Below are 23,038 nucleotides of genomic sequence, written 5' to 3'. Positions count from 1 at the left end.
ATGGCTTCCTGCTGCTGTACTGTGAAGACGTAATTATGACCCCATTATTCAAAGTGTTTCCCTCTGAGGGCTTCCGCAATTCCCAATTTCAATTGGTAGGGTTGGGTTTGAAAACGACCGTAAAAGTTTTTTATGATCACAAACTCATAAATGAGGTAGCTCTGGAGGCAAATGAATCTACTACGTTTCTGGGTCTTGATCAGCCAGGGCGTTACCTGTTCACTGGTGAATCTCAGAGTCAGACCTGGCAACAGGAAGTAAGCGTGTCAGACTCTGTTCGCCTAGGTTCCGGCGAGTTAAAACAGGCATACATATTTGATGAGGTGTCCTATACTTTCTTGCTTATGTCTGACCGGTTAAGCATCGTGCGGGATGGTGGAGATCAGGTATGGGAAGAAAACTCGTTAAGTCCTACCAATATATCTCTTCTCGATACGGACCACCTACTGCTACGCACAGACGTGGGTGTTGACCAGATTACTGGGCGGCAACTATCTAATTTCGCCACCTTTTCCTTGCACAGTTTCACGATTGTGCATGAACTGGTGCAAGGCTATTCTCTTGTACATGCACCCCATAACCAGCAACTCTGGGTTTATAATCAGGGGCAACAGCAGCTTGAGCAGCATATCTGGTGCTCCGAAGAAACACGTTGGCAGGTTGACTTCAGATTTGTTACCGAAGCAGACGTTCTATATAGCCCTGGCGCCGCTCTTCTATTTGGTTGCCACGGGCAATTAGCTCACCTTATTAACCCTGAAACTCTCGAAATCAAACAGGTGCCAATATCACTGGATAGTGCCATCGGCCTTAATGGCCATCTGTATCGCAGGGAAGGATACCAATTATACGTCACCGATTATGTTGTAGCCGGCACGGAGCAGTTATTATGCGCGCTACCCAACGAATGTGGTCTGGATACGAAAGGAATGTTCCGATGCGGAATGGCCTTCGAACTTGTCCAACAGAAAAACAAGGAGCAAATAACGCGCATACTATCGGAGCGTTATCCCGTCACGGAATCACAAAACTTCTCAGTCAAAGGTTGGGGAGTAGTAGCTTGTGATGAGGATTTCCAATATGAAGATTGCACGCTCATTCCCACTGCCGGAGGCACACACCTGTTTACAGTGAGCGTGTCTTCTCACGTCACTGGGATACATTATTCACGTAACTCCGCCCGTGAGTGGAATGGGCGCCTGCAGGAAAATTGCATAAACCAAGGATCCTTAGTCTATCATGCGACCAATTCCAGGATCGGTCAGCAATTACTGACGGGGGCCATTAGTTCGGTTACTTGGATGGGAGGAATGTTGAGAGCATGGTTCGATCAAATCAACTACGCCGTTCTGGGGCCAGTAGTCAAGGTATTACCGTCTTCGGTCAATAACATAAATCCTTTGTTTACAGCCGATGGAGGTTGTTACGTAATAGCCGACCAATATGCACAAACGCCCCACACTACTGTCTGCATTCCTCTCACGCACAAAGAGCCATCTTCCTGGGAGCGCAGAGGCCAGAAGCTCACTAGCGCCACTATCAAGACGCAACGAGTAATATGGTACCAGCCGGAAGCACCTGATGGCGAGCTTAGAATATTCAATCTGGATACCGCTGCCACAAGCATTCCCCCCACAAACACTGGTCTGCAGGAAATTTTAGGCCAGCACCCTTTAATCAGTGACGAGCCAGGCTGTCTGCAGTTGACTGCCAAATCCACATTAGCAACTCACAGGGCTCTGGCGCATCCGGTTACCGGCAAAGTTTTCCCCGCTGTTCCGGGTAGCATTGAGGCTACCTCCCGCTCCCTGCACAAGGTCCTCGTCCGGCGCGCCCAGCAACTGTACCTATTGCGCTACTGTGAACAGAATGGACAGTATGAGGAAACAATGTTGCCAAGTATGGCTTCGGAAAACTATCGAGAGGCGCATCTGGCACCGGACGGGAATTTTCTTATGCTTTCGGAAGGCGGCAATAAGTATAATTATTACGATTTGAGAACCAACACGTCGGTGCGGTTCTTCACCGATAAGTTTGTGGAGTTCGATAAGTCCGGTAATTTAGTTTTCGAGCAGAACGCTTCTCGCAATACTCGCGTGCTGGATCCGCTAACAATGGAATATGTGCCCGCGCTGGCTCACCACTACTATCGTTTCAAGAGTCCTGATGGCCGCTTGTACGCTCATACATCGTGTTCAATCCGATATTATGACCGGTTGCTGAAGCGTAACATTTCTCCCAGTCAGCTTGAGCATTACAGGAATCTGTATGATGATCCTAAAAATCGTAATGAGCTGTTCAATACCCACTGCACAGCACTCGAAATGCTGGGTATAAGAAGCGAATGGATAAGTAGTGGGTGCCTGATTCGCATTGTGAAAGTGGTCGAAGCTGGGTTAGTCAACTCGCCGCCGTCCATAGAAATTCCGCTGCCAGAATTCACAAAGTTCTTCAACTATGCAGCTTTCTCCCATGATAGCAAATGGCTAGGCTTAGTTGGCAAGCCTGGTAGCAGTGGAGGTCTGATTATCCTTGCCCGCTTACATTTAAACAAAAGCAACTCACAGCCAACGCTGCATAGCTTCTATATCAACTCCGAACCAGAAACAGCTGCGTGGCTCTGTGGTATTTCACAAACCAACTATTTCGCCACCTATGACAGCAATGGTCACACATACCTGATTGACTTGGCAAGAATCGATACCGAAAAGCAGCATCAGGTAACTATTTCACATACGGTGAAGGGGAAAAGCTTTCTAGGCTTCAGCCCCTCCGGTACACACATGGCACTTTCCCACCAAAGCTATGATCCTATTACTCTGGGTGGCTACGGTCATAAGCAGTCCAGTGCAGTATACTTGGTTACTGTTCCGGAAGCGTCAGTAGTGTCCACCTTCACTGAGCACGGGAAAAAAGGAACCGACACCAAAAGCGGAATCAAGGCCGTAGCCTTCTCCGAAGATGAAACCCAACTAATGACTATCAGCAATGACGGGGTGGTTGTAGTCAGGAATACCGGTTTACAGCCAGTTGCCCCAGCCTAAACTAGCAATCATAAATTCCCCGGTGTATAATTGCTGTCTCCTTGCGCCCGGTCTGTTGCGCCATTACCCGCTCCGCCCGGCCCGTCGGGGCCAGCAGTACAGCCCGCATCTGCCGCCCCGCCAGTTCCGCCAGAAGAGCTTGCAGGAGGTGTTTTTTGCCCGTGCCGGCATAACCGCGGAGCAGGAGCACTGGCTCGTCGGGCCGCTCTAAAAATTTGCAGAAAGAAGTAAGGGTAGCGGTTTGGACAGCGGTTAGAACCATTACAAATTAGTGGTTACAGTTTTATAAAGCGCATGCAAGGCAATAGATACCTTTTCGTAATCTGCTTCGCGGCGAAACATAATCTTTTCGCACTTGTCATAGAGTTTCTGGTCTGAATAAGTAAGAGAATTCCGCATTTTTCCAGGCAGTTGTTTGATTTCGTAGTCGCACATTAGCTCGTCCTCTTTATCTCCTGTGATACTGCATCGATGCGAAGCTTGGTTTCTAACGTAAGAAACTTGGAGTAGCGTCCAATATTCCTTAAACTGATATATTTGATTGAATGCAAATAACTTGTAAAAATATGTTATGTCTGTTACTTTGTTTGCGACCGTTCTGCTTGCTATATTTTCTCTGTAGTTTTTATTGTTATTAATCACGAACTGCTGAATTAATACAGGTGTACTGAATTTTTGTGTATAAAAAAAATTGATCAATTCTTCAGCCTGTAATTGAGCGAATCGGCAATAGTCATCAAATGAACTTCCTTCTGTATGTTGGTTTAGTCCATATCTAGACCGCCCCATTGCTAGATTGTCAAGTCGTAGTTGATGGCGAGTTCTGGAGTCATCAATAGAAATGTAATCAATAGATATTTTTGTGTCTAAACTCAGTATGTCTGATATCTTAGCCACATTATTTAAAATAGAATAAATATTTTCCTCGCCATTTGCTGTGGCTTGAACTAGAATTGATAAGGTGTTTTCGTAAATATCATCGTAGTGAGGATTGCCTCTGCTTCGTGCTTCGAGCAGGGTGTCAATAAGGCTTTTGTAGAAATTTCTAGTCTCCGTTGCCATAATTTATACTTGCTTGGAAGCAATTGCTTCTTTTACACCCTTCTCTTTGATGACTTTTAATATTCCCATAATAGCCAAGTTTTCTTTGTCAAATCCAAGTGATTTTAACTTTTGACTAAAAACGGTATACTCAACACTGTCACTGCCCCTAACCATGCCCAAGTAGGCAATCTTACCGGCCAGCACTTGCTCCAACTTCGGTGCCGTGCCCTTATGACGTGCCCCAGCCTTGCTTTCGCGGTAGTGTGCCCGCAAAGTAGTACTTGCTGCTTCGTAACCTTTGGTTTCCCAGTTGTGCAGCATGGCCCGTATTTGCCGCACGTATTCGCGGGGCACGTTTGGCTGATCATTCACCACGATGCCGGTTACCTCCTGCCGAGCATTAGGCAGTTGTAATCGCCGTTTTTGGGCGTTTTCCTGATAGCCTTCTGCATCCAAAATCACCTTTAGCTCCGCATAAAACGGCTCCCGAAAGGCTGGGCGCTGACTCGAAAACGTGAGGTCGTCGGCGTAGCGGGTATAGGTGGCTCTGTGGCACTTAGCTAACTGCCGTAGGCGGCGGTCGAGGCGCTGGCAGACGGCATTGGTGAGTAGCGGCGAGGTGGGCGCACCTTGCGGCAGGCTGCCTTGGTCGCAGCACAGATTGGCCACCAACCGGGCTACAGCCGGTAACAAGCTGAAAGGGGGGAGTTGAAGCACCCGCTCTACTCGCCCGTAATGAGTATTCGTGAAGAAATCCTTCAAGTCCAGATTCAGCACAAACCGGCGACCCGCGTGAGGCTGCGCATTAGTGAGTACGCTACGGCCTGGTACAAAGCCGTGAGCCGCTTTATCACAAGTGGTGAAAGCAGCGGTCAGGCAAAGCAGCAGCAGCCGTTGTATGCGTCGCAGACCATGGTCAGGAGCTTTGATGACGCGCATTTCGCCCCGGGTTCGCTTCGGAATCTCGAAGGTGCTGTAACGTGTGGTTTTTTTATGAAAGGCGTAATAGTTGAGCACTTTCCCGATGAGAGGTTTGGGTTTGTGCTGTGGGTTTTCGGCCACGTCTAGTGCCAGAGCAGCGTTCAGCACCCGCGCCAATGTATCTGCATCCATTACTTCCCGGAAAGGCACAGCCAAACCAGCAGTATCGATAATTTCAAGCAGCGGCGCGGGACGTGGCTGGCGGCCCTTTTGCGCGTTCAGCATGGCCCAGAACCCAGCCTGATACTCCGGCGACAAGACGCGCAGCAACTCCGCGTGTTGGACTGCCTCCAGCGCCTGCCCGGCCGCCTCTTCTGTCCCCGCGTCCGGTTGGTCAGGGGTAGCAGAAATGGCATCAGGAGGTAGGTCTTCAGGCATTGGGGCAGTAAAGGATAATAAAAATTGAAAGTGCCTGCCGGGAGTTTTCTTTGCGTCTTCTACTTAAGAAGCAGATAATAATTCAAAAAATAAATTCTGAATTAAAACTCAATTCAGAGTCAATCAAATCAATTAATTAAATCAAATTAATCAATCGAGTCAACTGTCAATGATGCCGTTGTCAGAACGGGCGCGGCGCAACGCCGCACAAGGTCAAAACCCCAGTCACAGGTACTTTCAAAGAGCGAGGAAGGCCGCAGTCTGGCCTTCGCAGAAATATCAGGATAGCGGTGCTAGTTACGCAGCCGCTGTGGAATTACCTCAGTAGCCCATGGCATCGCGCAGTGAATCCATGTCGCCGCCGAAGTCGTCGTAGTCCCCGTACTGCCCATCGGTGAGGGCATCGAAGGTATCCCGGTCCGCATCGTCGCGGCTGTAATAGTCACCGGAATCGTAGGAGTCGTCTTCTTCATCTGCTACCTGTTGCCGCATCAGTTCAGCCTGGTGCTGGCTTTCCTTCTCATCCAGTTTGTTCCAGGCAGCATCGGTCATTTGCTCGCTTAGCTTGGGAAACTGCTGCTGCCAGGCTTCTACATTGGCCCGGGACAGGGCAAAGTGGTCCAGCACCTGCACGCAGAAGTTCAGGTAGCCCGGGTTCTCAACCAGCATTTCCGCTACGGTCTGGCCCTGGTGACGGCCGAAGGAAAAAACGGTATCCAGAGTGTAGAACTTCATAATTGCACTGGCTTTGGGGTGGTAGGTGTTGCAAAGGTGCGGGCCCGGAATGCAGCCTATCTGCGTCAGGAAATTTTTCTTCAACTATTTTTTCAGCCTCGTACAACTATCCGTTTCGCCCCCCGGCAGGCGAAGCAGATGCCGCCTTCTACGTGCCGGAACACGGGCAGAGTGCCTCGGCCTCCACACCGACCGCATTCAACGGTGCGCGGCAATTCAGCAGTTGCGGAGGGGCGGGGAAGAACAGTAGTTTGGCTCATCGGAATGCTTTTGTGCGTATTGTTGCAACAAAGGTGCTCCCCCCAAATGCAGCCTATCTGCGTCCGATAATTTCTTTTCAAAAATTCCTGATGCCCGCCAATAAAAACGCGCTGCTCCGCTATAAAGTCCTCGACGACTGCTTCAAACGCCGGGGCCGCTATTGGCCTGTGGAAGTCCTGATGGAAAAAGTAGGCGAAGCCCTGCGGGAGGATGGCGGCCCCGCCAGCGTCAGCAAACGCACTATTCAGGAAGACATCAAGAACCTACGCCTGAATTATCAGGCCCCCATTGAAACTGAGTCGGGGCGGGGCTATTACTACACTGATCCTGGCTTTTCCATCTCCAACACGCCCCTTACTCTCGACGATCTGCCCGTGCTGCATCAGAGCCTCGCGGTGCTGCGCCAGCTCCAGGCCCTGGGCGTATCCGATGAGCTGGATGAAGTCGTGCAGCGCATCGAGCAGCGCCTCACGCAGCCTGGTGCGGCTCCTGCACCGGATGTTGTGCATTTTGAGCAGGTGCCGGCCTACACCGGCTTAACTTGGCTGCGACCCCTATATCAGGCCATCCGGCAGCGGGAAGTATTGTGGCTTACCTATCAGCCTTTCCAGGCTTCCAGTGCTCGGCGCGAGTTGGTGCATCCGCATCTGCTGAAGGAGTTTAATCATCGTTGGTTCCTGCTTGGGCTCAATGCCCAGAATGTCCACGTCACCAGCACGTATGCCCTCGACCGGATTGTGGCAATCGAGCCTGCCAATGCCCCCTATCGGCCCGGCGAGCTTGACCCCAAAGCCTACTTCCAACACGTGATTGGTGCCTCGGTACCACCCAATGGAGAGGTAGTAGAAATTCACTTGCGTTTTTCCCCGGCCCGGTCCCCGTACGTGTTAACCAAGCCGTTGCACCCCACGCAGCTTTTAGTAGCCGAAACATCACAGAGCACTGAATTCACACTTCAGCTGATTCCTACCCGTGAGTTCATCACCCTGCTTCTAAGCTTCGGCGCAGACGTTGAGGTATTAGCCCCCGCAAGCCTGCGCGAGTATCTTCGACAGCAGTTGGATAAGGCCTGTGCAAACTATTCAGTAGGATAAAAACGAGTACCTGGCTTCCTGCTTGTAAAGCCGCATAATAGTACAGCAGCTTATTGCAGTAATGAACCGAAACCTCATCAATAGCAGAAGTCCCCGCATCACCTATTACAACTCTCGCGTGCAACGCAAGGCTTTAGTGGATACAGAGGCTTCTTTCCGTGTGTACATTTAAATATGCCCGCTGCGAAGGCACTACTTACCCCACGGCCATCTTGCCCGCCTCGTGCCACAGAAAACCTGGTAGCGGCGTCGCCAACTCCCAGGTAATGGCCATGGGCCGGTTACCCTTATGGCTCACGTACCGCACAGGCCCCAGGAACACGTAGGGCATGGTTAGCCCCGCCGCATCCTGATTTCGCTCGCGCACAAATAGCAGAATGGTCTTGCCTTGTGCCTGGTGCTGAATGTAGCTGATGCCCTTCGGCGTATCTTCCGCCGTGCTGTTCTGCGACTCCCAATGAAACAGCGTGTCGCTGATGGCATAATCGTGGTAGAGCGTGGTAGGCGAGTAGTTGCGGCTCGACTTTTCGAGTGTAACGAACAGCAGTTCCGTGTTTAGGGGCGCGATGTAGCACACCCCTTCGCGCACCGACGGATTACGCTCAAACGTCCACACGCCGAAAGCGCACAGAATTTCGTCGCGGCCATAGCGGCTGTGCAGCTGCAGCGCGCAGGGGTAGGGTAGCTCAAGGGCCACGGGCGGAATGCTGATTTGCGCTTCGCAGACCTCGACTACCTCCAGCACCTCCGCCGTGAGGGTCGGCATGGCTCGCAGCGTGCCCAGGCTGTCCAGCAACGAATCCAGGTCCAGCTTGGGCCCCGGCTTCTGGTACAGTAGGTAGTGCAGCATCAGCCCCATTTCCGAGCCCAGCGGAAACTTCAGTAGCTGCGGCAATTCTTCCACGCCCTCAAATACCCGCCGCACAAACGCCAGAAAAGCGGGCCCGTTGGCTTGCGCCAACCGCCAGACACTGCTCACCAGCTGCTTTTCCGTAGCCGCCAGCTCCGGCGGGGCCAGCACCCCCGCCCGTACTTTCAGCGCCGTCCAGCCCCGGTCACCGCGCGAACGGTAAATGTCCACCAGCGCAAAATGCGTATGCGCCAAAAAGGTGGCCAGCGTGAGGGGCAGCGCGCTTTCCTGCGGGAAGATGCGTATCCGCCGTTCCAGCACGCGCACATTCTCGCCGGTGGCCGCCCGGATGTTGTCGAGAATAAATTTCATGGCTTCGCGCTCCATCTGGATGCTGCACCCCACGGGCAGGCGCGGAAAGCCGGCCTCCGCTTCGCTCAGCACCGAGCCGCCGGTGCGGCCCAGCAGCGCCCGGAACTTCTGCTCGTAGCTGTATTCCTGCCGGGCCTGCCCCACGAAGTCCAGCACCGTCAGGCACTCCTTGCTTTCGTGCAGGCGCAGCCCCCGGCCCAGCTGCTGCAAAAACACCGTCAGGCTTTCCGTGGGCCGCAAAAACAGCAGCGTGTCCACCTCGGGAATATCAACGCCCTCGTTGAAAATATCCACTACGAACAGATAGTTGAGCTCCCCGCGCCGCAGCTGCGCCACCGCCGCCCGCCGCTGCTCGGCCGTGGTGTCGCCGCTGGCCAGGTAGCTGGCATTCAGGCCCGCCGCCTGGAACTTGGCCGCCATCAGCCGCGCATGCTCCCGCGTGGCGCAGAAACCCAGCGCCCGCGCCTGGTGAGGCGCCAGCAAATAGTGCTGCAGCGCCTCTAAAATGGCACTCACCCGCACATCGTTGCCGGTGTACACGTTGGTCAGGTCTTCAGCGGCATAGCGTCCATTGGTCCACCGCACGTTGCGGTAGTCCACCGGGTCCGTGATGCAGAAATATTGAAACGGCACCAGCAACCCGCGCGCAATGGCTTCCGGCAGCCGGATTTCCGCCGCAATGGTGTTATCAAAATCCGGCAGGATGCTCTCCCCGTCGGCCCGCTCCGGCGTTGCCGTTAGCCCCAGTAGAATAGTGGGCTGAAACCACGCCAGAATGGGCCGGTAAGAAGCCGCCGCCAGGTGATGCACCTCGTCAATCACCAGGTAATGGTAGTAGTCCTGCGGGATGGTTTGCTGAAAGAAATCCAGCCGCGACGCGAAGGTTTGCACCGACACAAACAGGTACTCAAACTGAACAGGTTGCTCGGTGCCTACCCACAATTCCCCAAAGTTGGCTTCCCCCAGAATGTGCCGAAACGTGGCGCGGGCCTGCCGCAAAATCTCCTCCCGGTGCGCCACAAACAATAGCCGCGGCAGCGTGGTAAACTGCTTGGCAAACCGGGCATAGTCAAACGCCGATACCACGGTTTTCCCCGTGCCCGTCGCCGCTACCACCAGGTTGCGAAAATGCCCGCGCAGGCTGCGTTCCACCGCCAGCCGGTCCAGAATTTCCTGCTGATAAGGAAACGGCCGGATGCGAAAGTTGGGCAGTGAATCAGGCTCCGCCGCGCCGCTGTTCTCCTGGCGCAGGGCCCGGGCCAGCTTTAGGCGCTGTTCGGGCAAGCTGCTGTACTCTTCAAATTCCGGCGAGTTCCAGTACGTCTCAAACGTGCCCCGGAACTTGTTCAAAATGGCCACGTTGTCCTGCGCTGTCACTTTCACGTTCCACTCCAGCCCACTGGTCAGCGCCGAGCGGCTCATGTTGCTCGACCCAATGTAGGCCGTATCAAACCCCGAGTTGCGGCTGAATAGGTAGGCCTTGGCGTGCAGCCGTTCGTGCTCTGCATTGTAGCTGATGCGCAGTTCCGCCCCCGGCAGCGCAGCCAGGGCGTCAACCGCCTTCTGTTCGGTGGCCCCCATGTAGGTGGTCGTGAGCAGCCGTAGCGGCTTGCCCTGCTCGGCAAACGCCCGGAGCGCGGGCAGCAACAGCCGCAACCCGCTCCACTTCACAAAGCTTACGATGAAGTCGATGCGGTCGGCCGTGGCAATTTCCTTCTTCAACTCCGCTTCCAACGACAACTCCGAATTGCCCCCGCTGAATAGGTCGCTTTGCGAAAACCGCAGCGCCGGCTCTATCCCATCGAGGTGCTTGCCCAAATCGCCTTGAGCCGCCAGCGGCAGTTGCAGCCGCGGCAGCACCGCCCGCAACAGCTGCCCTTCCGGCGCCAGGTGGCTACCCGCCGCCAACACATCCGACTTTTCCTGCAGGTAAACAATTATCCCGTTAGCCAGCGCCAGCTGCTCGCCCACCTCCTCATTCTTCGCCAGCTGCCCCAGCACGCTGCCCAACAGCTGCGTCAGGTGCCGCGTGATAAACACGGCGGCATCATCGGCCCCTAAATTTTTCTCTGCAATGGCATAAACCGCCGTTTCCAAAGTAGCCAGCTGGCCCCGCAGCTGTTGCGTGACGAGGGTTTCGTAATGACCAGTTTCCAATACAGTATGGATAGAGTAGCTGTGCGCGCAAATTCGCGTACCCAGCGCAATATGAATCGATTTTGAATAAGCTCTGCCTGTACTCCTGAGAAGCGCCGCCACTAGTTTACCGACAGGCTTTTGCTACTACAGAGCTCCCACTACGTTGGCTACACCGCGCTGGCCGCTAGGCCTCCGGGGGCTCTGACTCCCCAAGGGCAGCATCCAGTTCTTCCGACGTAGGCAGGCTGCGGCGCAGCTCAGCGGGCAGGGCCCGCGTAAGCTGCCATTCGGCCACTCCAATCGGCTGACTCAGCCCGCGCAGCGCGTATTCAGCCACCACCCGGTTCTGACTCTTGCACAGCACCAGCCCGATGGTGGGCTGGTCGGTCGGGTGGCGCAGTAGGTCGTCGGCCGCTGCCAAATAGAAGTTCATCTTGCCGCTGTCCTCGGGCTTAAACTCGCCCATCTTCAGGTCGATGATAACGAAGCACCGCAGCTTGAGGTGATAGAATACCAGGTCCAGATAATAATCCTGCCCGCCGACTTCCAGGTGATACTGGCTGCCCACCAGCGCAAAGCCCTTACCTAGCTCTAGTAGGAACGAGCGTACATGCTCCAGCAGCCCCCGTTCCAAATCCCGCTCCTGTGCCTCGGCTCCCAGCGAGAGGAAATCGAACGTGTACGGGTCTTTCAGAATCTGCTGCGCCAGCTCCGACTGCGGCGCGGGCAGCGTGCGGCTGAAGTTGCTCACCGCCCGACCCTGCCGGTGGTAGAGGCCGCTTTCCACCTGCGCGGCCAGCACGTTGCGGCTCCAGCCGTTTTCAATGGTCTGCTGGACGTACCAGGTCCGCTCGGTCGGGTTTTTCACCTTGTCCAATAGGATGCAGTTGTGGAACCAGGGTAATTTTGCAGCAAGCTGCTGCAAAATTGCTTCATCTGCCCACTGTTCTGCAAAAGCCTTCATATACCGCAGGTTACGCGCAGAAAAGCCGGTAATAGCCGGAAATTCAGTGCGCAGGTCAGTTGCTAGCCGGGCAACCACTTTTGCTCCCCAGCCCTGCTGTTGTTCCTGCTGCAGTATGCTGCGACCAATGCGCCAGTACAGCTGCACCAGCTCCGAATTCACGGCCAGCGCCGCCCGCACCTGCGTCTCGCGGATATGGCCTTTCAGCTCGGTTAAGAACTGCGGGTAGTCAGATGGTAGCGTGAGAGTCGACATGCGGCGAAGATAGAAAGCGGCCAGGGCAAGCAAAAGCCTACCCCGAAATTACCCCGTCTTATTACCCCAGCATACAAAAGGCCGGCCCCTACCGAGTAGGAGCCGGCCTTACCAGTTATGGAAACCCGGGAAAGCGGCTAATCCAGCGTTTCTGTTTCCCGCGCAGCTATCGGCGCGGCCTCCCTTTCCGGAGCCACCGCTTGCGCAGGCACGATAATCGGCGTGCCTGCCACAACCTCCCCAAACAGTGGGTCATTCGGAAGAGGCTGCCCGCCGTTCCCATCCGGCACTTGGTTGAAAATAACCTCCTCCTCGCCGGGCGTGCTCTGCGCCAGGTGGTCCTCCAGCACTTCCTGACCGCTGTTGGCGTGCAGCGCCTGCGTGAGCAGAGTGTAGGTGCTCACGTCGACATTGTAGAGCAGGTTCAGCGCGTTCATCTGCATAGCTGCGTCCTCGGCCGCGCCGATGGCATCCGAGAGCAGCTTGGTGTAGCGCCGGGCCTTCTGGTCGGCTTTGGCCCGTAAGCGAATAGCGCGCTTCATGCGCCGCTTGAATTGAGTTTGATAAGCAGTGAGTGCCATGATTACAAAAGTTTAGGGGATGAAAGGGTGAAGAAAGAAAAATGGCCAGCCGCTACCGGCCGGCCATCCTACCGGGTGTGCCCAGGGTTAAGCCACATACTCAATGGCCAGCGGGTTCGTGCTGTTGTTGTTCAGGGCGTAGAACTTGCCGTTGATCTGCTGGTAGAAGTTGATGCCTACCACGCCCACCACCAGATTAGCCGCCACCGGAGCCGCCGGGAAGGTGGCTACCACCGACAGGTTGACCAGGGCCGCGCTGTTGATGGGCAGGATGCCCAGCGGAGCGGCCACCACAGCGTTGGTGTAGGTCAGCGTTTCCATGTCCAGGTCCGAAGCCGCAAACACCACCTCGAAGTGCGTCGCGCCCTGCGGCGCGGCAATATCCGAGGCCGGGTTCAGGGCCGGGATGCTCATGGTCACATCCGTTCCGTTGCCCGTCACTTCGTAAGGGAAGTACATGGTCTGCCCGATGCCGGCCCCGGCGTTGAAGTTGAAGCCCAGCAGGGGAGCCGAGTTGCCCGAGTCGAACACGCGCTGGCCCCGGTCATTCGTGTCGTCGAGCCCAATGACTTCGCGCATCACCTTCGTGAGGCGGGCCGCCAGCTGACTGTCGCTGGCCGAAGCAATGGCCACGCGCAGCGAGTCGCGGAGCAGCTTGCTGTATTTCGCAGCCAGGCCAAATTCGGCCGCGTTTTCGCGGGTCCGGGCCCGGCTCGGGGCGTTGGCGAAAGCCGCTTTGTCGCTGGCCGGTTTTTGGGAGATGTTCCCGTTCTTGCTGAACACCAGGCCCCCGACCGTGCCCTGAATGCCAATGATACCTGTCTGACGTGCCATGCTGGTAAGTTGTCGTTAAGAGTGAAAAAACCGTGTTGTTGGCTGCTTGCGCTTACGCGACTTTGCTACCAGGTGCAGCCCACCCCGTAACGCCGCTTGTTTTTGTAGTTGAATTGCCGCCACTGCCGCGGCGTGAGCACGCCCACCGCCCCACACTTCCAGAGTCCGCGCCGGGCGGCTACGGCCGCCGCCTGCTGCGTAGCCCGGCCCGCTACCCGGCGCTTTGGGTCGAAGGCCCACGCCCAGCCCCGTACCACCAGCAAAGAATCCAGCGCCAGCGCCGGGCCGCCGGCTACGGGCAGCCGCACTGAGGCCAGGGTCCGCCCGTAGAGGTCCACGCCCCGCCGCGTCAGCAGCACCGTTCGATCTGAGCCGAGTAGCCGTGCCACCGAGTCTGCCGCCTGGTGCCCGAATGGTTGGTCTCGCTCCGGCGCATCCACGCCCGGCAGCCGCACCCGGTACGTGGTGCCACCGGCCAGCACGTCGTAAGTATCGGCGTCCACCACCCGCACCACCCGGCCCGCTTCTTCCGGTAGCGTGGTGGTCGTAGAGCGGGCCGGAATCAGGCTTTGAAAAGCAGTTTCACCCAACCCGACCCGAAGGAAGACGCTAGTCAAACCAGTCGCAACCAGAAGCAACCACCCGCTGATATACAGTGCTTTATCTTTCATGGCACGAACCTACAGCCGACTTTCAGTCGTTGTATATTCGTCTGTCCAAGTAGTCCCAATTCGCCCCCACATGCCCCAGGTCTGCCTCTATCCCAAGGACGTTGCCCAGCTCACCGGTACCGGCTACGACGCCGGCAAGCGCCTGCTGCAGCGTATCCGCACCCAGCTGCGCAAGCCCGCCCGCGCCTACATTTCCGTCGCCGAATTCTGCGCCTACACCCGTCTGCCGGAGGCCGAAGTACAAGCGGCCCTCAACGGGTCGCCGGCATCAGCCAACCGGGGCTGAAGGCAGGACGGAGGCAATCTGCAGCCACTTCCCGCGCCGCTGCTGCCGTCTGCTTATTTGCCTAATTTGCGGTTCCTCTAACAGTTATCTTCTTTCACAGTGTTTGCGTTTGCCCGGGCCCGATTTAGTTTCTTCTTCGCCTTGCTACTGGTAGTGGGTCTGCCTGGGGCCGGGCAGGCAGCCTCGCCGCCCGCGCCGCTCGTCCCGGTTGTCAGCGACACAGTTCAGCGGCCGATAGCCTATCACTTCGTTCTCACCAGCTTGCCGGCCAATACCCCCGGCGATGCGGCGCTCTACCTGGTGGGGTCCTTCAACAACTGGCAGCCCGCCGATACGCAGTATCGGTTTCGGCGGCAGGCCAACGGCCTGTTTGGCCTTACGCTGCGCACGGAGCAGGCCCGGCTCGAATACAAAGTGTCGCGGGGGAGCTGGGCGGCCATTGAGGGCAGCGGGCACGGGCAGGTGCGGGCCAACCGCGTAGCGACGCGCCAGCAAGCGCAGGCCGGCGACGTGGAGGTGCGCGTGCAAAGCTGGGAAGACCTGACCGGCACCTTCCAGTTTTATTCGCTCTACGACCTGCTGCTGCTGTTTTCGTGCTTCCAGGGAGTGTTGCTGCTGATTGCCATTCCTAGCCTTCAGCACGCCAACCGGGCGGCTAACCGCTGGCTGCTCTGGCTGCTGGGCCTGGGAGCCGGCTGCACCCTGCTCACGGTGGTCAGCAGCGACCGAACGGTGGCCAATGCCTACCCGCAGCTGACGCTGGTACCCGACTTCATCTGGTTTGTCTACGGGCCGCTGTTCTACGGCTATATCCGCCGGCTGCTGTTCAACGAGGCGCCGCGGCCACGGCAGTGGCTGCAGTTGTTGCCCGCGGTGCTGCAGCTGCTGGTGTACCTGCCGTACTTTCTGCTCGACAGCTACGAGTTTCAGCTGCGGCTGGTGAGTCACGAAGCGGGCCTGCGGGCCGTGCTGCTGACCACCGGCTTCGTGGCGCTGCTCACCAACGCGGCCTACTGGCTAGCGTGCCGCCAGGTTATCCGGGCCTACACCCGGCAGTACGAGGCAAGCGTGTCGTATGCCCAGAACCTGCGCTACCTCACCACCGTGCTCGGTATTCAAGCGGTGTGCCTGTTGCTGTGGAGCTTTCTGTTCGGCATTGTGCTGGCCAGCCGCTGGGCCACGTTCGATGTGTACACCCTCGTGGCCCGCAACCAAGCCCTGATTTGGCTGGTGTTTTCCACGCTGCCCTATTTTCTGGGCTACGTCGTGCTGCATCAGCCCGAAATTTTCCGGCTGGTACCGGCCCCAGCGGACCTGGGCGCGCTGCCGGCCGGGGCAGCGGTTGCCGGGGTACCCGTTTCGGCGCCAATGCCTGTCATGGCCGAGGTGGCCGGGGTGGCCATTACGGAGCCGCTGCCAGCTTTGCCTCGCCCACCCCGCCCACCGGGCGCGCCGGGGTCGCTCGACCTGCCTGCCGCGCAGGCCACTGTGGCCGGTTACATGCGGCAGCACAAGCCCTACCTCAACCCGAGCCTGACCATTCACGAGCTGGCCATGGGGCTGCAGCTGCCGCCGCACGTGCTGTCCAAGGTCATCAACGAGGGCTTCGGCCAGAACTTCTTTGACTTCGTTAATTCCTACCGGGTCGACGAGTTTAAGCAGGTGATGGCCGTCCCGCAGGCCCGGCAGTACACGCTGCTGGCCCTGGCCCTGGAGGTGGGCTTCAACTCCAAGACGGCCTTCAACCGTGCCTTCAAAAAGCAAACCGACCAGACGCCACGCGAGTATTTCAGCGGCATCCGCGAGGAGTAGCGCCAGCCATCGAAGTTCCACTTTCGGACAGAGGTACCAGAATTTAAAACAGATAAATAATTCACCAGCACGTGTTTGGTAAATATCGTCGGGCATAAGGACCCGGCTTTGCAAAGTGGGGCGCGGCCCCAAAAACAGGGGGCTAGGTTTGCTGACCCGATTTGGCAAGGCGTTGGCCGGCCGAAGCAGGGCGCACACTTTCTCCCACCCGGCGGCCCCTGATGCCGCGCTGTTTTTACGCCCCATGTCCTTTGCCAGACTGCTCCTTCTGTTGCTGCTGCTCGCCGGCAGCCCCCTCCGTGCCACGGCCACCGCGCACGGCGCCGGCCCCGGCACCCCGCCCATCAGCCGCATCGACCCGACGTTCTGGTGGGTGGGCATGAAGAACCCCAAGCTGCAGCTGCTGGTGCACGGGCCGGGCCTGGCCGCCAGCCAGGTGACCCTGGCCAGCTACCCCGGCGTCACGCTGGACGGCTTTCAGCGGCTGGAAAGCCCCAACTACCTGGTCGTCAATCTCACCATAGACCCTGCCGCGAAGCCCGGCAAGCTGCAGCTGGAATTCCGGGGAAAGCGGAAAACCACTTACTCCTACGAGCTGCGGGCGCGCACCACGCCCGGCGACAAGACCAAGGTGCAGGGCATCAGCAGCGCCGACTTCATTTACCTGCTCATGCCCGACCGGTTTGCCAACGGCGACCCGACCAACGACGTGGTAAAAGGCAACCGGGCGCGTACCATTGCCCGCGACTCCATGTATGCCCGCCACGGCGGCGACCTGAAGGGCATCGAGCAGCACTTTGATTACCTGAAAGAACTGGGCGTGACGGCCATCTGGCCCACTCCGGTGGTCGACAACAACATGCCCAAAGCCGGCTACCACGGCTACGCTCTCACCGATTACTACGCCGTGGACCCGCACTACGGCAGCAATGAGGACTACGTACGCTTCGTGCAGCACGCCCACGAGCAGGGCCTGAAGGTGGTGCACGACGTGGTGCTCAACCACATCGGCAGCTTCAACTACCTCTGGCTCGACCAGCCCGCCAAGGACTGGTTTCACCAGTGGCCCACCTTCACGCGGGGCAACTACCGCAACGGCACGGTAAACGACCCGCACGTGGCGGTGCTCGACCGCAAGATGTTCAGCACCACCTGGTTCGACACCACTATGCCCGACCCGGCCCAGGAAAACCCATTGGTGGCCACCTACCTCATCCAGAATTTTCTGTGGTGGGTGGAGTACACCGGCGTGGATGGCTACCGCGTGGACACGTACACCTACTCCGACCCCACGTTTCTGATGAACTGGGGCAAGGCCATTCTCGACGAGTATCCACAGTTGGGCATGTTTGGCGAAACCTGGATGCAGCAAGGCGAAGGCGTGGCCCAGCAGGCGTTCTGGACCCGCAACGTGTTTCCGCCCATCAACGGCTTCAAGAGTAACCTGCCCGGCGCCCTCGACTTCATGCTGCGCATGACCCTGGTCGAGAGCCTGACCAAGCCGGCCGGTTTTGACGAGGGCGTGTCCAGGCTCTACTACGCCGTGCAGGGCGACTGGATGTACGAGGATGCCAGCCGCAACGTCATTTTCCTCGACAACCACGACGTGGACCGGATATTCTCGGTGCTGGGCGAGGACGTGAACAAGCAGAAAATGGCCCTGGCCTGGCTGCTGACCGAGCGCGGCATTCCGCAGCTCTACTACGGCACCGAGGTGCTGATGAAGAATTTCAGCCGCCCCGACGGGCTGCTGCGGGAAGACTTCCCCGGCGGCTGGCCCACCGACCCGAAAAACGCCTTCACGGCCGCCGGCCGCACCCCGGCCCAGCACGACATGCACACGTACGTGCGCAAGCTGGCCAACTACCGCAAAACCCACCCGGTGCTGCACACCGGTCAGCTCACCCACTTCGTGCCCGAAGACGGCGTGTACACCTACTTCCGCCACGATACCCAGGGCCACACCGTGCTGGTGATGATGAACTGCAACCCGGTCGCGAAAACAGTGCCGCTGAACCGCTTTGCCGAGCGCCTGCGCGGCTACACCGCCGCCCGCGACGTGCTGACGGAAGCCGAGGTGCCGAACCTGCAAACGGCCACCGTGCCGGCCTTCACCGCCCTGGTTTGGGAGCTGCGCTGAGCCGGGCCGCCCGCTTACGTTTTATGTTTTAGCCGATTTTTCGCCCCGTCCTGTGTTGCGCACGCTTATCCTGGGAGGTACCACCTTCGACCACATCGTGACCCTACCCGAGCTGCCGGCCCCGCTGCCGCAGACCATTCACCGGGCGCCTTTTCACGAAGGTACCGGCTCAACCGGCGCGGGCAAGGCCCTGGCCCTGACAAAGCTGGGGCTGCCCGTCACCCTGTACTCGGCCGTGGGCGACGATGCCTACGGCCGCCACATCGTGGCCGATTTGCGCGCCCAGGGCGTGGAGGCCTACTACGTGTTGGACCCCGCCGGCACCGAACGCCACATCAACCTGATGGATGCCCAGGGCCGGCGCATTTCCCTCTTTATCACCCAGGCCTCGCCCACGTTGGCCTTCGACCACGCCCAGGTGGCCGGCCTCATCCGCGCCAGTGCGTGCGTGGTGCTGAACATCATCAGCTACTGCCAGCCGCTGATTCCGCTGCTCCGCGACTACCCGCACCCCATCTGGACCGACCTGCACGACTACGACGGCCATAACCCGTACCACCAGCCCTTTATCGAGGCCGCCCAGTACATCCACCTCAGCTCCGATAACCTGCCCGACTACCGGCCGGTAATGCAGCAGCTACGGGCGGCGGGCAAGCTGCTGGTGGTGTGCACCCACGGCGCGGCGGGGGCCACCCTGCTCACCGCCGCGGGCCAGTGGCTGGAGCAGGCCGCCGTGCCCGCGCCCGCCGTGGTCGACAGCAACGGGGCCGGCGACAACTTCTTCGCCGGCTTCCTCTACGGCTTTCTGCGCCAGGAGCCCGCGCAAAAATGCCTGCAATACGGCGCTCTCTGCGGCAGCTGGTGCGTGGGCGCTTTAGGCCTGGTGGACCCGCAGCTGAGCAGCCCCCGGTTGGAACAGGCCTGGCAGCAACACTTTGGCAACTCCTAGAGCCTTTTATGCATTGTTGGCGTGTCGGGCAAGCATAATCCAGGCGAAGACAACAAAGTGAAGTTGCTGCAACGTGCTGCTCAGTCGTTCGTAATCGCGGGCCGGGCAGCGAAAGCGGCTGCACCAGGCGAAGCTGCGTTCACCGCCGGCAAGCGCCTGTTACAGCGCATCCGCACCCAGCTGCGCAAGCCCGCCCGCGCCTACGTTTCCGTAGCCGAGTTCTGCGCGTACACCAGCCTCCCGGAAGCCGAAGTAGCCGCCGCGCTCAACAGGCGCTGAAGGCACTTTGGAGGCAGTCTGTAGGCACCTCGCAGCCTGGCCGCCGTGATAGCCAGGCACTGTACCAGGGACAGAAAACATCGCTAGGAAAATTCCCGAAGCTGCGCTTCCCAGATTGCGCAGGGGTTGCCAATTCTCGGTAGTGATGCTTTCCGCTTCCGGCATCGTTGGTCTTGCGGTTGTCGCGGAAGGTCAATAAGGATTAGACTGCCTTGTACCATACCTCCAATTGCTGCAATAGTGACGCTCGCCTCCCACCTTATCAGCCGCCCGGAGCGGCTCGCCACACCCCTATTCTGCCCGCAGGCTCAGCACGGGGTTGCGACGGGCGGCTCGCCAGGCCTGCACGCTTACTGTGAGCCAGGCAATGAGCAGGGCCCCCATGCCGGCCGCGGCGAAGTACCACCACTGCCACGCCACGCGGTAGGCAAACCCTTCCAACCACCGCTGCAGTAGCAGGTAGCTCAGAGGCAGCGCCAGTACGATGGCCACGACAACCAGCCGGGTCAGGCTGCTGGTCAACAACCAGACGATACCCAGCTCGCTCGCGCCCAGGGCCTTGCGGATGCCGATTTCCTTACGCCGCCGCTCGGCCGTGAAGGCCGCCAGCCCCAGCAGGCCCAGGGCGGAAATGAGAATGGCCAGCCCGGCGAAGTAGCGGGCGAGTACGGCAACCCGCCGCTCGGCCACGTACTGGGCCTGGTAGTCGGCATCCAGAAACGTGTAGTCGAGCGTAAAGCCGGGGTTGTAGGCGGCGTACAGTTGCTGAAGCCGCGCAATCGTGGCCTGCTCCGCGCTGGGCTGGAGCTTCACTAGCACCGTGTTAATCTGGGGGTCGAGCCGGAGGAGAAGGGGTTTGATTTTTTCGTGCAGTGACTCATAGTGGAAGTCGCGGACCACGCCCACGATGCGGGCCCCGTCGAGCCGTTGGCCCACGGGGTCCGGCATCCCCAGGCCGGCCACCAGGGCCTGGTTGACGATGATACCAGCGCTGTCGGCGCGGAACTGCGGCGCAAAGCTGCGGCCTGCGACCAAGTGCAGGCCCATCGTTTCCAACAGGTCATAGTTGACCAGCATCGTCCCGACTGGCAGGCGCTTACCCCGCCAACTCATCTCCGCGACGTAGCGCCCCCCCAGGAAACCGCCCAAGACGCTGGACGCCTGCACGACGCCGGGCAATTTCTTCACCTCGCTCAGAAAGGCCGCCTGCTGGCGCGCCGCCTTGCCGCCAGTATCAAAGCGGAGCACGTGCGCCTTGTCGTAGCCCAACGGCTGGCGCTGCACAAACGCCAGCTGCGCGTTGACGACCACCACGGCCACGATGAACAGCACCGAGAGCGTGAATTGTAGCACGACCAGTCCCTGCCGCGTCCACACGTCGCCGGCCCTGGTCGGCAGCTTGCCTTTCAGCACGGCCGCCGGCTGGAAACCCGACAGGTAGAACGCGGGGTAACTGCCCGCCAGCAGCCCCGTACCCAGCGCCAGGGCCAGGCTGGCCCCCACCAGCTGCGGCTCCCAGCGCAAGGCCAGCGGCTTGCCCGTCAGCGCGCTGAACTGCGGGAGCACGAGCTGTACCAGCCCCACGGCCACGACCAGGGCCAGCAAGGCCATCACCACGGATTCGGTCAGGTACTGCCCCACCAGCGCGGCGCGGCTCGCCCCCAGGGCCTTGCGAATGCCCACTTCCTTTACCCGCCGCGAGGCCTTGGCGGTGAACAGGTTCATGAAATTGATGCTGGCAATCACCAGAATGAGCCCGGCAATCAGGGCGAACAGCCGCACGTAGGCAATGCGCCCCCCGGTGGCGACGCCGTTTTCGTAGGTGCCGTGCAGGTACCCCGCCGAGAATGGCCGCACAAACAGCGTGCGCCCCCGGGCCTGGGCCTGCGCGCTCTTGGTTTTCAACAAACCTGCCAGCTTGGCTTGAAACTGCGCGGGGTCGGCGCCCTTCTTCAAGGCCAGGTAGGTGTTGAAGGGGCCGTCGTCGTCCCACTTGATGGCCTCGCTCATCTGCATCTGGTCCTTGAACGAGGCAAACGGCAGCACACAGTCAAACTGCTCCGACGAGTTGCGGGGCACCCCGGCAAACACCCCGGCCACCAGGCAGGTCTGTTTTCTGTCGGCCATTTGCCATTCCACGGCTTTGCCCAGGCTGTTCTGCGGCGTCTGAAAGAGCTTGATGGCCAGGGCTTCGGAGAGCACAATGGCGTGTTTATCCCGCAGCACCGTGGCGGGGGTGCCCACCAGCAGGGGGTAGGAAAACAGCTGGAAGAAGGACGGGTCCGCGTATTTGGCGACGGCGGTGAGGTGCTGTCCGCCCGCCGCCAGCGTGAACGCGGGGAAGAACGGGACCGGCGTGGTGGTGGCCACGAATTCAATCTCCGGCATTTCCCGCCGCAGGGCCTCGGCCAGCAGCGGCACGGTACCGGTTTGGGTCTCGATGCCGGCGGCCGTGCGGCGGTTTTCCAGCACCTGATACAGCCGGCCGTCCAAAGCGTGGTAGCGGTCGAAGCTGCGCTCGTCGCTTATCCACAGGTAGATAAGCAGCGCGCAGGCCAGGCCGGTCGAGAGGCCAATCAGGTTGATAAAGAACGTGCTTTTGAACCGCTTGAAGTTGCGGTAGATGAGCAGCAAGGGGTAGGGAAGCATGGCCGAAGGAGGAGGAAAGCGTTCAGAATTGGCTGCGGCTGTTTTCCAGCACCACCTGCCCGTCGAGCAGGCGGATGACGCGCCGGGCGTACCGGGCGTCGTGCTCGGAGTGCGTGACCATGAGCACGGTCGTGCCCGCCTCGTTCAATTCGGTCAGCAGGCCCAGTACATCGTGGCCGCTGGCCGAGTCGAGGTTGCCGGTGGGCTCGTCGGCCAGCAGCAGCGGCGGGGCGTTCACCACGGCGCGGGCCACGGCCACGCGCTGCTGCTGCCCGCCCGAGAGTTGCAGCGGAAAGTGGTTGCGCCGGTGCAGCAGCTGCATTCTCTCCAGCACCTGTTCCACCCGCTGCCGCCGCTCGGCGGCCCCCACGCCGAGGTAGCGCAGGGGCAGCTCCACGTTCTCAAACACCGTCAGCTCGTCAATCAGGTTGAAGCTCTGAAACACGAAGCCCAGGCTCCGCTTGCGCAGCTCGGCCCGCTGCCGCTCCGAGTAGCGGCTGGTCTCGGTGCCCAGCAGTTGCAGGCTGCCGCCGTCGGGCTCGTCGAGCAGGCCCAGCAGGTTGAGCAGCGTCGACTTGCCGCAGCCCGAGGGGCCCATGATGGCCACAAACTCCCCCGGCTCCACCGTCAGCGAGACGTGGTGCAGCGCCTTGGTTTGCACCTCCTCGGTGCGGTACACCTTTTCGAGGTTTTCGGTCTTAATCATGAGCATTAGTCTTA

General features: G+C 58.9%; 18 protein-coding genes and 1 pseudogene. 7 read left to right on the top strand and 12 right to left on the bottom strand.

Annotation, left to right across the window (positions count from 1 at the left end):
- The first annotated feature begins 35 nt into the window (after window positions 1–35).
- Window positions 36–3,044, top strand: coding sequence for a WD40 repeat domain-containing protein (locus E5J99_RS11140; RefSeq protein WP_135497878.1), 3,009 nt, complete (start codon window positions 36–38; stop codon window positions 3,042–3,044).
- A gap of 1 nt (window position 3,045) precedes the next feature.
- Here E5J99_RS11140 and E5J99_RS11135 read toward each other — a convergent pair whose 3' ends face one another.
- The 4 genes from E5J99_RS11135 to E5J99_RS11120 form a co-directional block, all read right to left on the bottom strand.
- Window positions 3,046–3,306, bottom strand: a complete 261-nt coding sequence (locus E5J99_RS11135) for an AAA family ATPase (protein ID WP_135497876.1) — start codon at window positions 3,304–3,306, stop codon at window positions 3,046–3,048.
- Window positions 3,306–4,106 (bottom strand): hypothetical protein, encoded by an 801-nt coding sequence (locus E5J99_RS11130; RefSeq protein ID WP_135497874.1) that lies wholly within the window; start codon window positions 4,104–4,106, stop codon window positions 3,306–3,308. Before E5J99_RS11130 ends, E5J99_RS11135 begins: the two co-directional genes overlap by 1 nt.
- 3 nt (window positions 4,107–4,109) lie before the next feature.
- Window positions 4,110–5,447 (bottom strand): reverse transcriptase domain-containing protein, encoded by a 1,338-nt coding sequence (locus tag E5J99_RS11125; RefSeq protein WP_135497872.1) that lies wholly within the window; start codon window positions 5,445–5,447, stop codon window positions 4,110–4,112.
- A 321-nt stretch (window positions 5,448–5,768) separates the two neighbouring features.
- Window positions 5,769–6,182, bottom strand: coding sequence for an exodeoxyribonuclease X C-terminal domain-containing protein (locus E5J99_RS11120; RefSeq protein WP_135497870.1), 414 nt, complete (start codon window positions 6,180–6,182; stop codon window positions 5,769–5,771).
- Window positions 6,183–6,532: 350 nt separating this feature from the next.
- Between E5J99_RS11120 and E5J99_RS11115 the strand changes: the two genes are divergently transcribed.
- Window positions 6,533–7,537 (top strand): helix-turn-helix transcriptional regulator, encoded by a 1,005-nt coding sequence (locus E5J99_RS11115; RefSeq protein ID WP_135497869.1) that lies wholly within the window; start codon window positions 6,533–6,535, stop codon window positions 7,535–7,537.
- Between the two features lie 196 nt (window positions 7,538–7,733).
- Here E5J99_RS11115 and E5J99_RS11110 read toward each other — a convergent pair whose 3' ends face one another.
- The 5 genes from E5J99_RS11110 to E5J99_RS11090 form a co-directional block, all read right to left on the bottom strand.
- A complete protein-coding gene (locus tag E5J99_RS11110; RefSeq protein ID WP_167852081.1) occupies window positions 7,734–10,916 on the bottom strand; it encodes a DUF3427 domain-containing protein in 3,183 nt (1,060 codons plus the stop codon).
- 166 nt (window positions 10,917–11,082) lie between these two features.
- Window positions 11,083–12,117, bottom strand: coding sequence for a PDDEXK nuclease domain-containing protein (locus tag E5J99_RS11105; RefSeq protein ID WP_135497865.1), 1,035 nt, complete (start codon window positions 12,115–12,117; stop codon window positions 11,083–11,085).
- Between the two features lie 137 nt (window positions 12,118–12,254).
- Entirely contained in the window at window positions 12,255–12,698 is a 444-nt protein-coding gene (locus tag E5J99_RS11100) for a hypothetical protein (RefSeq protein WP_135497863.1), read from the bottom strand.
- 87 nt (window positions 12,699–12,785) lie between these two features.
- Window positions 12,786–13,532, bottom strand: coding sequence for a hypothetical protein (locus E5J99_RS11095; RefSeq protein WP_135497861.1), 747 nt, complete (start codon window positions 13,530–13,532; stop codon window positions 12,786–12,788).
- A 65-nt stretch (window positions 13,533–13,597) separates the two neighbouring features.
- The gene (locus tag E5J99_RS11090; protein WP_245318899.1) at window positions 13,598–14,122 is read right to left on the bottom strand and encodes a thermonuclease family protein; all 525 of its coding nucleotides are present in this window, start codon (window positions 14,120–14,122) and stop codon (window positions 13,598–13,600) included.
- Between the two features lie 151 nt (window positions 14,123–14,273).
- Between E5J99_RS11090 and E5J99_RS11085 the strand changes: the two genes are divergently transcribed.
- From E5J99_RS11085 to E5J99_RS11070, 4 genes are all read left to right on the top strand, one after another.
- Window positions 14,274–14,489, top strand: coding sequence for a hypothetical protein (locus E5J99_RS11085; RefSeq protein ID WP_135497857.1), 216 nt, complete (start codon window positions 14,274–14,276; stop codon window positions 14,487–14,489).
- Between the two features lie 99 nt (window positions 14,490–14,588).
- On the top strand, window positions 14,589–16,301 hold the full coding sequence (locus tag E5J99_RS11080; protein WP_135497855.1) for a helix-turn-helix domain-containing protein: 1,713 nt from the start codon (window positions 14,589–14,591) through the stop codon (window positions 16,299–16,301).
- A 244-nt stretch (window positions 16,302–16,545) separates the two neighbouring features.
- Window positions 16,546–18,441, top strand: a complete 1,896-nt coding sequence (locus E5J99_RS11075; protein ID WP_135497853.1) for a glycoside hydrolase family 13 protein — start codon at window positions 16,546–16,548, stop codon at window positions 18,439–18,441.
- Between the two features lie 52 nt (window positions 18,442–18,493).
- Window positions 18,494–19,390 (top strand): carbohydrate kinase family protein, encoded by an 897-nt coding sequence (locus tag E5J99_RS11070; protein WP_135497851.1) that lies wholly within the window; start codon window positions 18,494–18,496, stop codon window positions 19,388–19,390.
- Window positions 19,391–19,396: 6 nt separating this feature from the next.
- Here the strand turns inward: E5J99_RS11070 and E5J99_RS21865 are convergent.
- Window positions 19,397–19,531: pseudogene (locus E5J99_RS21865) on the bottom strand (IS5/IS1182 family transposase); the annotation flags it as partial.
- Here E5J99_RS21865 and E5J99_RS11060 point away from each other — a divergent pair.
- Window positions 19,484–19,669, top strand: coding sequence for a hypothetical protein (locus E5J99_RS11060; RefSeq protein WP_135497911.1), 186 nt, complete (start codon window positions 19,484–19,486; stop codon window positions 19,667–19,669). The pseudogene E5J99_RS21865 and the gene E5J99_RS11060 overlap by 48 nt on opposite strands.
- A gap of 291 nt (window positions 19,670–19,960) precedes the next feature.
- Here E5J99_RS11060 and E5J99_RS11055 read toward each other — a convergent pair whose 3' ends face one another.
- A complete protein-coding gene (locus E5J99_RS11055; protein WP_135497849.1) occupies window positions 19,961–22,318 on the bottom strand; it encodes an ABC transporter permease in 2,358 nt (785 codons plus the stop codon).
- 22 nt (window positions 22,319–22,340) lie between these two features.
- On the bottom strand, window positions 22,341–23,024 hold the full coding sequence (locus tag E5J99_RS11050) for an ABC transporter ATP-binding protein (protein ID WP_135497847.1): 684 nt from the start codon (window positions 23,022–23,024) through the stop codon (window positions 22,341–22,343).
- Between the last annotated feature and the right edge of the window lie 14 nt (window positions 23,025–23,038).

Origin of the sequence: Hymenobacter elongatus, assembly GCF_004745955.1 — a bacterium.
GTDB classification, from domain to species: domain Bacteria; phylum Bacteroidota; class Bacteroidia; order Cytophagales; family Hymenobacteraceae; genus Hymenobacter; species Hymenobacter elongatus.
The sequence above is the reverse complement of the archived record's forward strand: the minus strand, read 5'-3'. Positions and strand labels throughout refer to the sequence as shown.

Excerpts from the sequence above, each read along its gene's own strand:
- E5J99_RS11140 (WP_135497878.1), top strand. The coding sequence starts at position 36 with ATGACCCCATTATTCAAAGTGTTTCCCTCTGAGGGCTTCCGCAATTCC.
- E5J99_RS11135 (WP_135497876.1), bottom strand. The coding sequence starts at position 3,306 with ATGGTTCTAACCGCTGTCCAAACCGCTACCCTTACTTCTTTCTGCAAA.
- E5J99_RS11130 (WP_135497874.1), bottom strand. The coding sequence starts at position 4,106 with ATGGCAACGGAGACTAGAAATTTCTACAAAAGCCTTATTGACACCCTG.
- E5J99_RS11125 (WP_135497872.1), bottom strand. The coding sequence starts at position 5,447 with ATGCCTGAAGACCTACCTCCTGATGCCATTTCTGCTACCCCTGACCAA.
- E5J99_RS11120 (WP_135497870.1), bottom strand. The coding sequence starts at position 6,182 with ATGAAGTTCTACACTCTGGATACCGTTTTTTCCTTCGGCCGTCACCAG.
- E5J99_RS11115 (WP_135497869.1), top strand. The coding sequence starts at position 6,533 with ATGCCCGCCAATAAAAACGCGCTGCTCCGCTATAAAGTCCTCGACGAC.
- E5J99_RS11105 (WP_135497865.1), bottom strand. The coding sequence starts at position 12,117 with ATGTCGACTCTCACGCTACCATCTGACTACCCGCAGTTCTTAACCGAG.
- E5J99_RS11100 (WP_135497863.1), bottom strand. The coding sequence starts at position 12,698 with ATGGCACTCACTGCTTATCAAACTCAATTCAAGCGGCGCATGAAGCGC.
- E5J99_RS11095 (WP_135497861.1), bottom strand. The coding sequence starts at position 13,532 with ATGGCACGTCAGACAGGTATCATTGGCATTCAGGGCACGGTCGGGGGC.
- E5J99_RS11085 (WP_135497857.1), top strand. The coding sequence starts at position 14,274 with ATGCCCCAGGTCTGCCTCTATCCCAAGGACGTTGCCCAGCTCACCGGT.
- E5J99_RS11075 (WP_135497853.1), top strand. The coding sequence starts at position 16,546 with ATGTCCTTTGCCAGACTGCTCCTTCTGTTGCTGCTGCTCGCCGGCAGC.
- E5J99_RS11055 (WP_135497849.1), bottom strand. The coding sequence starts at position 22,318 with ATGCTTCCCTACCCCTTGCTGCTCATCTACCGCAACTTCAAGCGGTTC.
- E5J99_RS11050 (WP_135497847.1), bottom strand. The coding sequence starts at position 23,024 with ATGATTAAGACCGAAAACCTCGAAAAGGTGTACCGCACCGAGGAGGTG.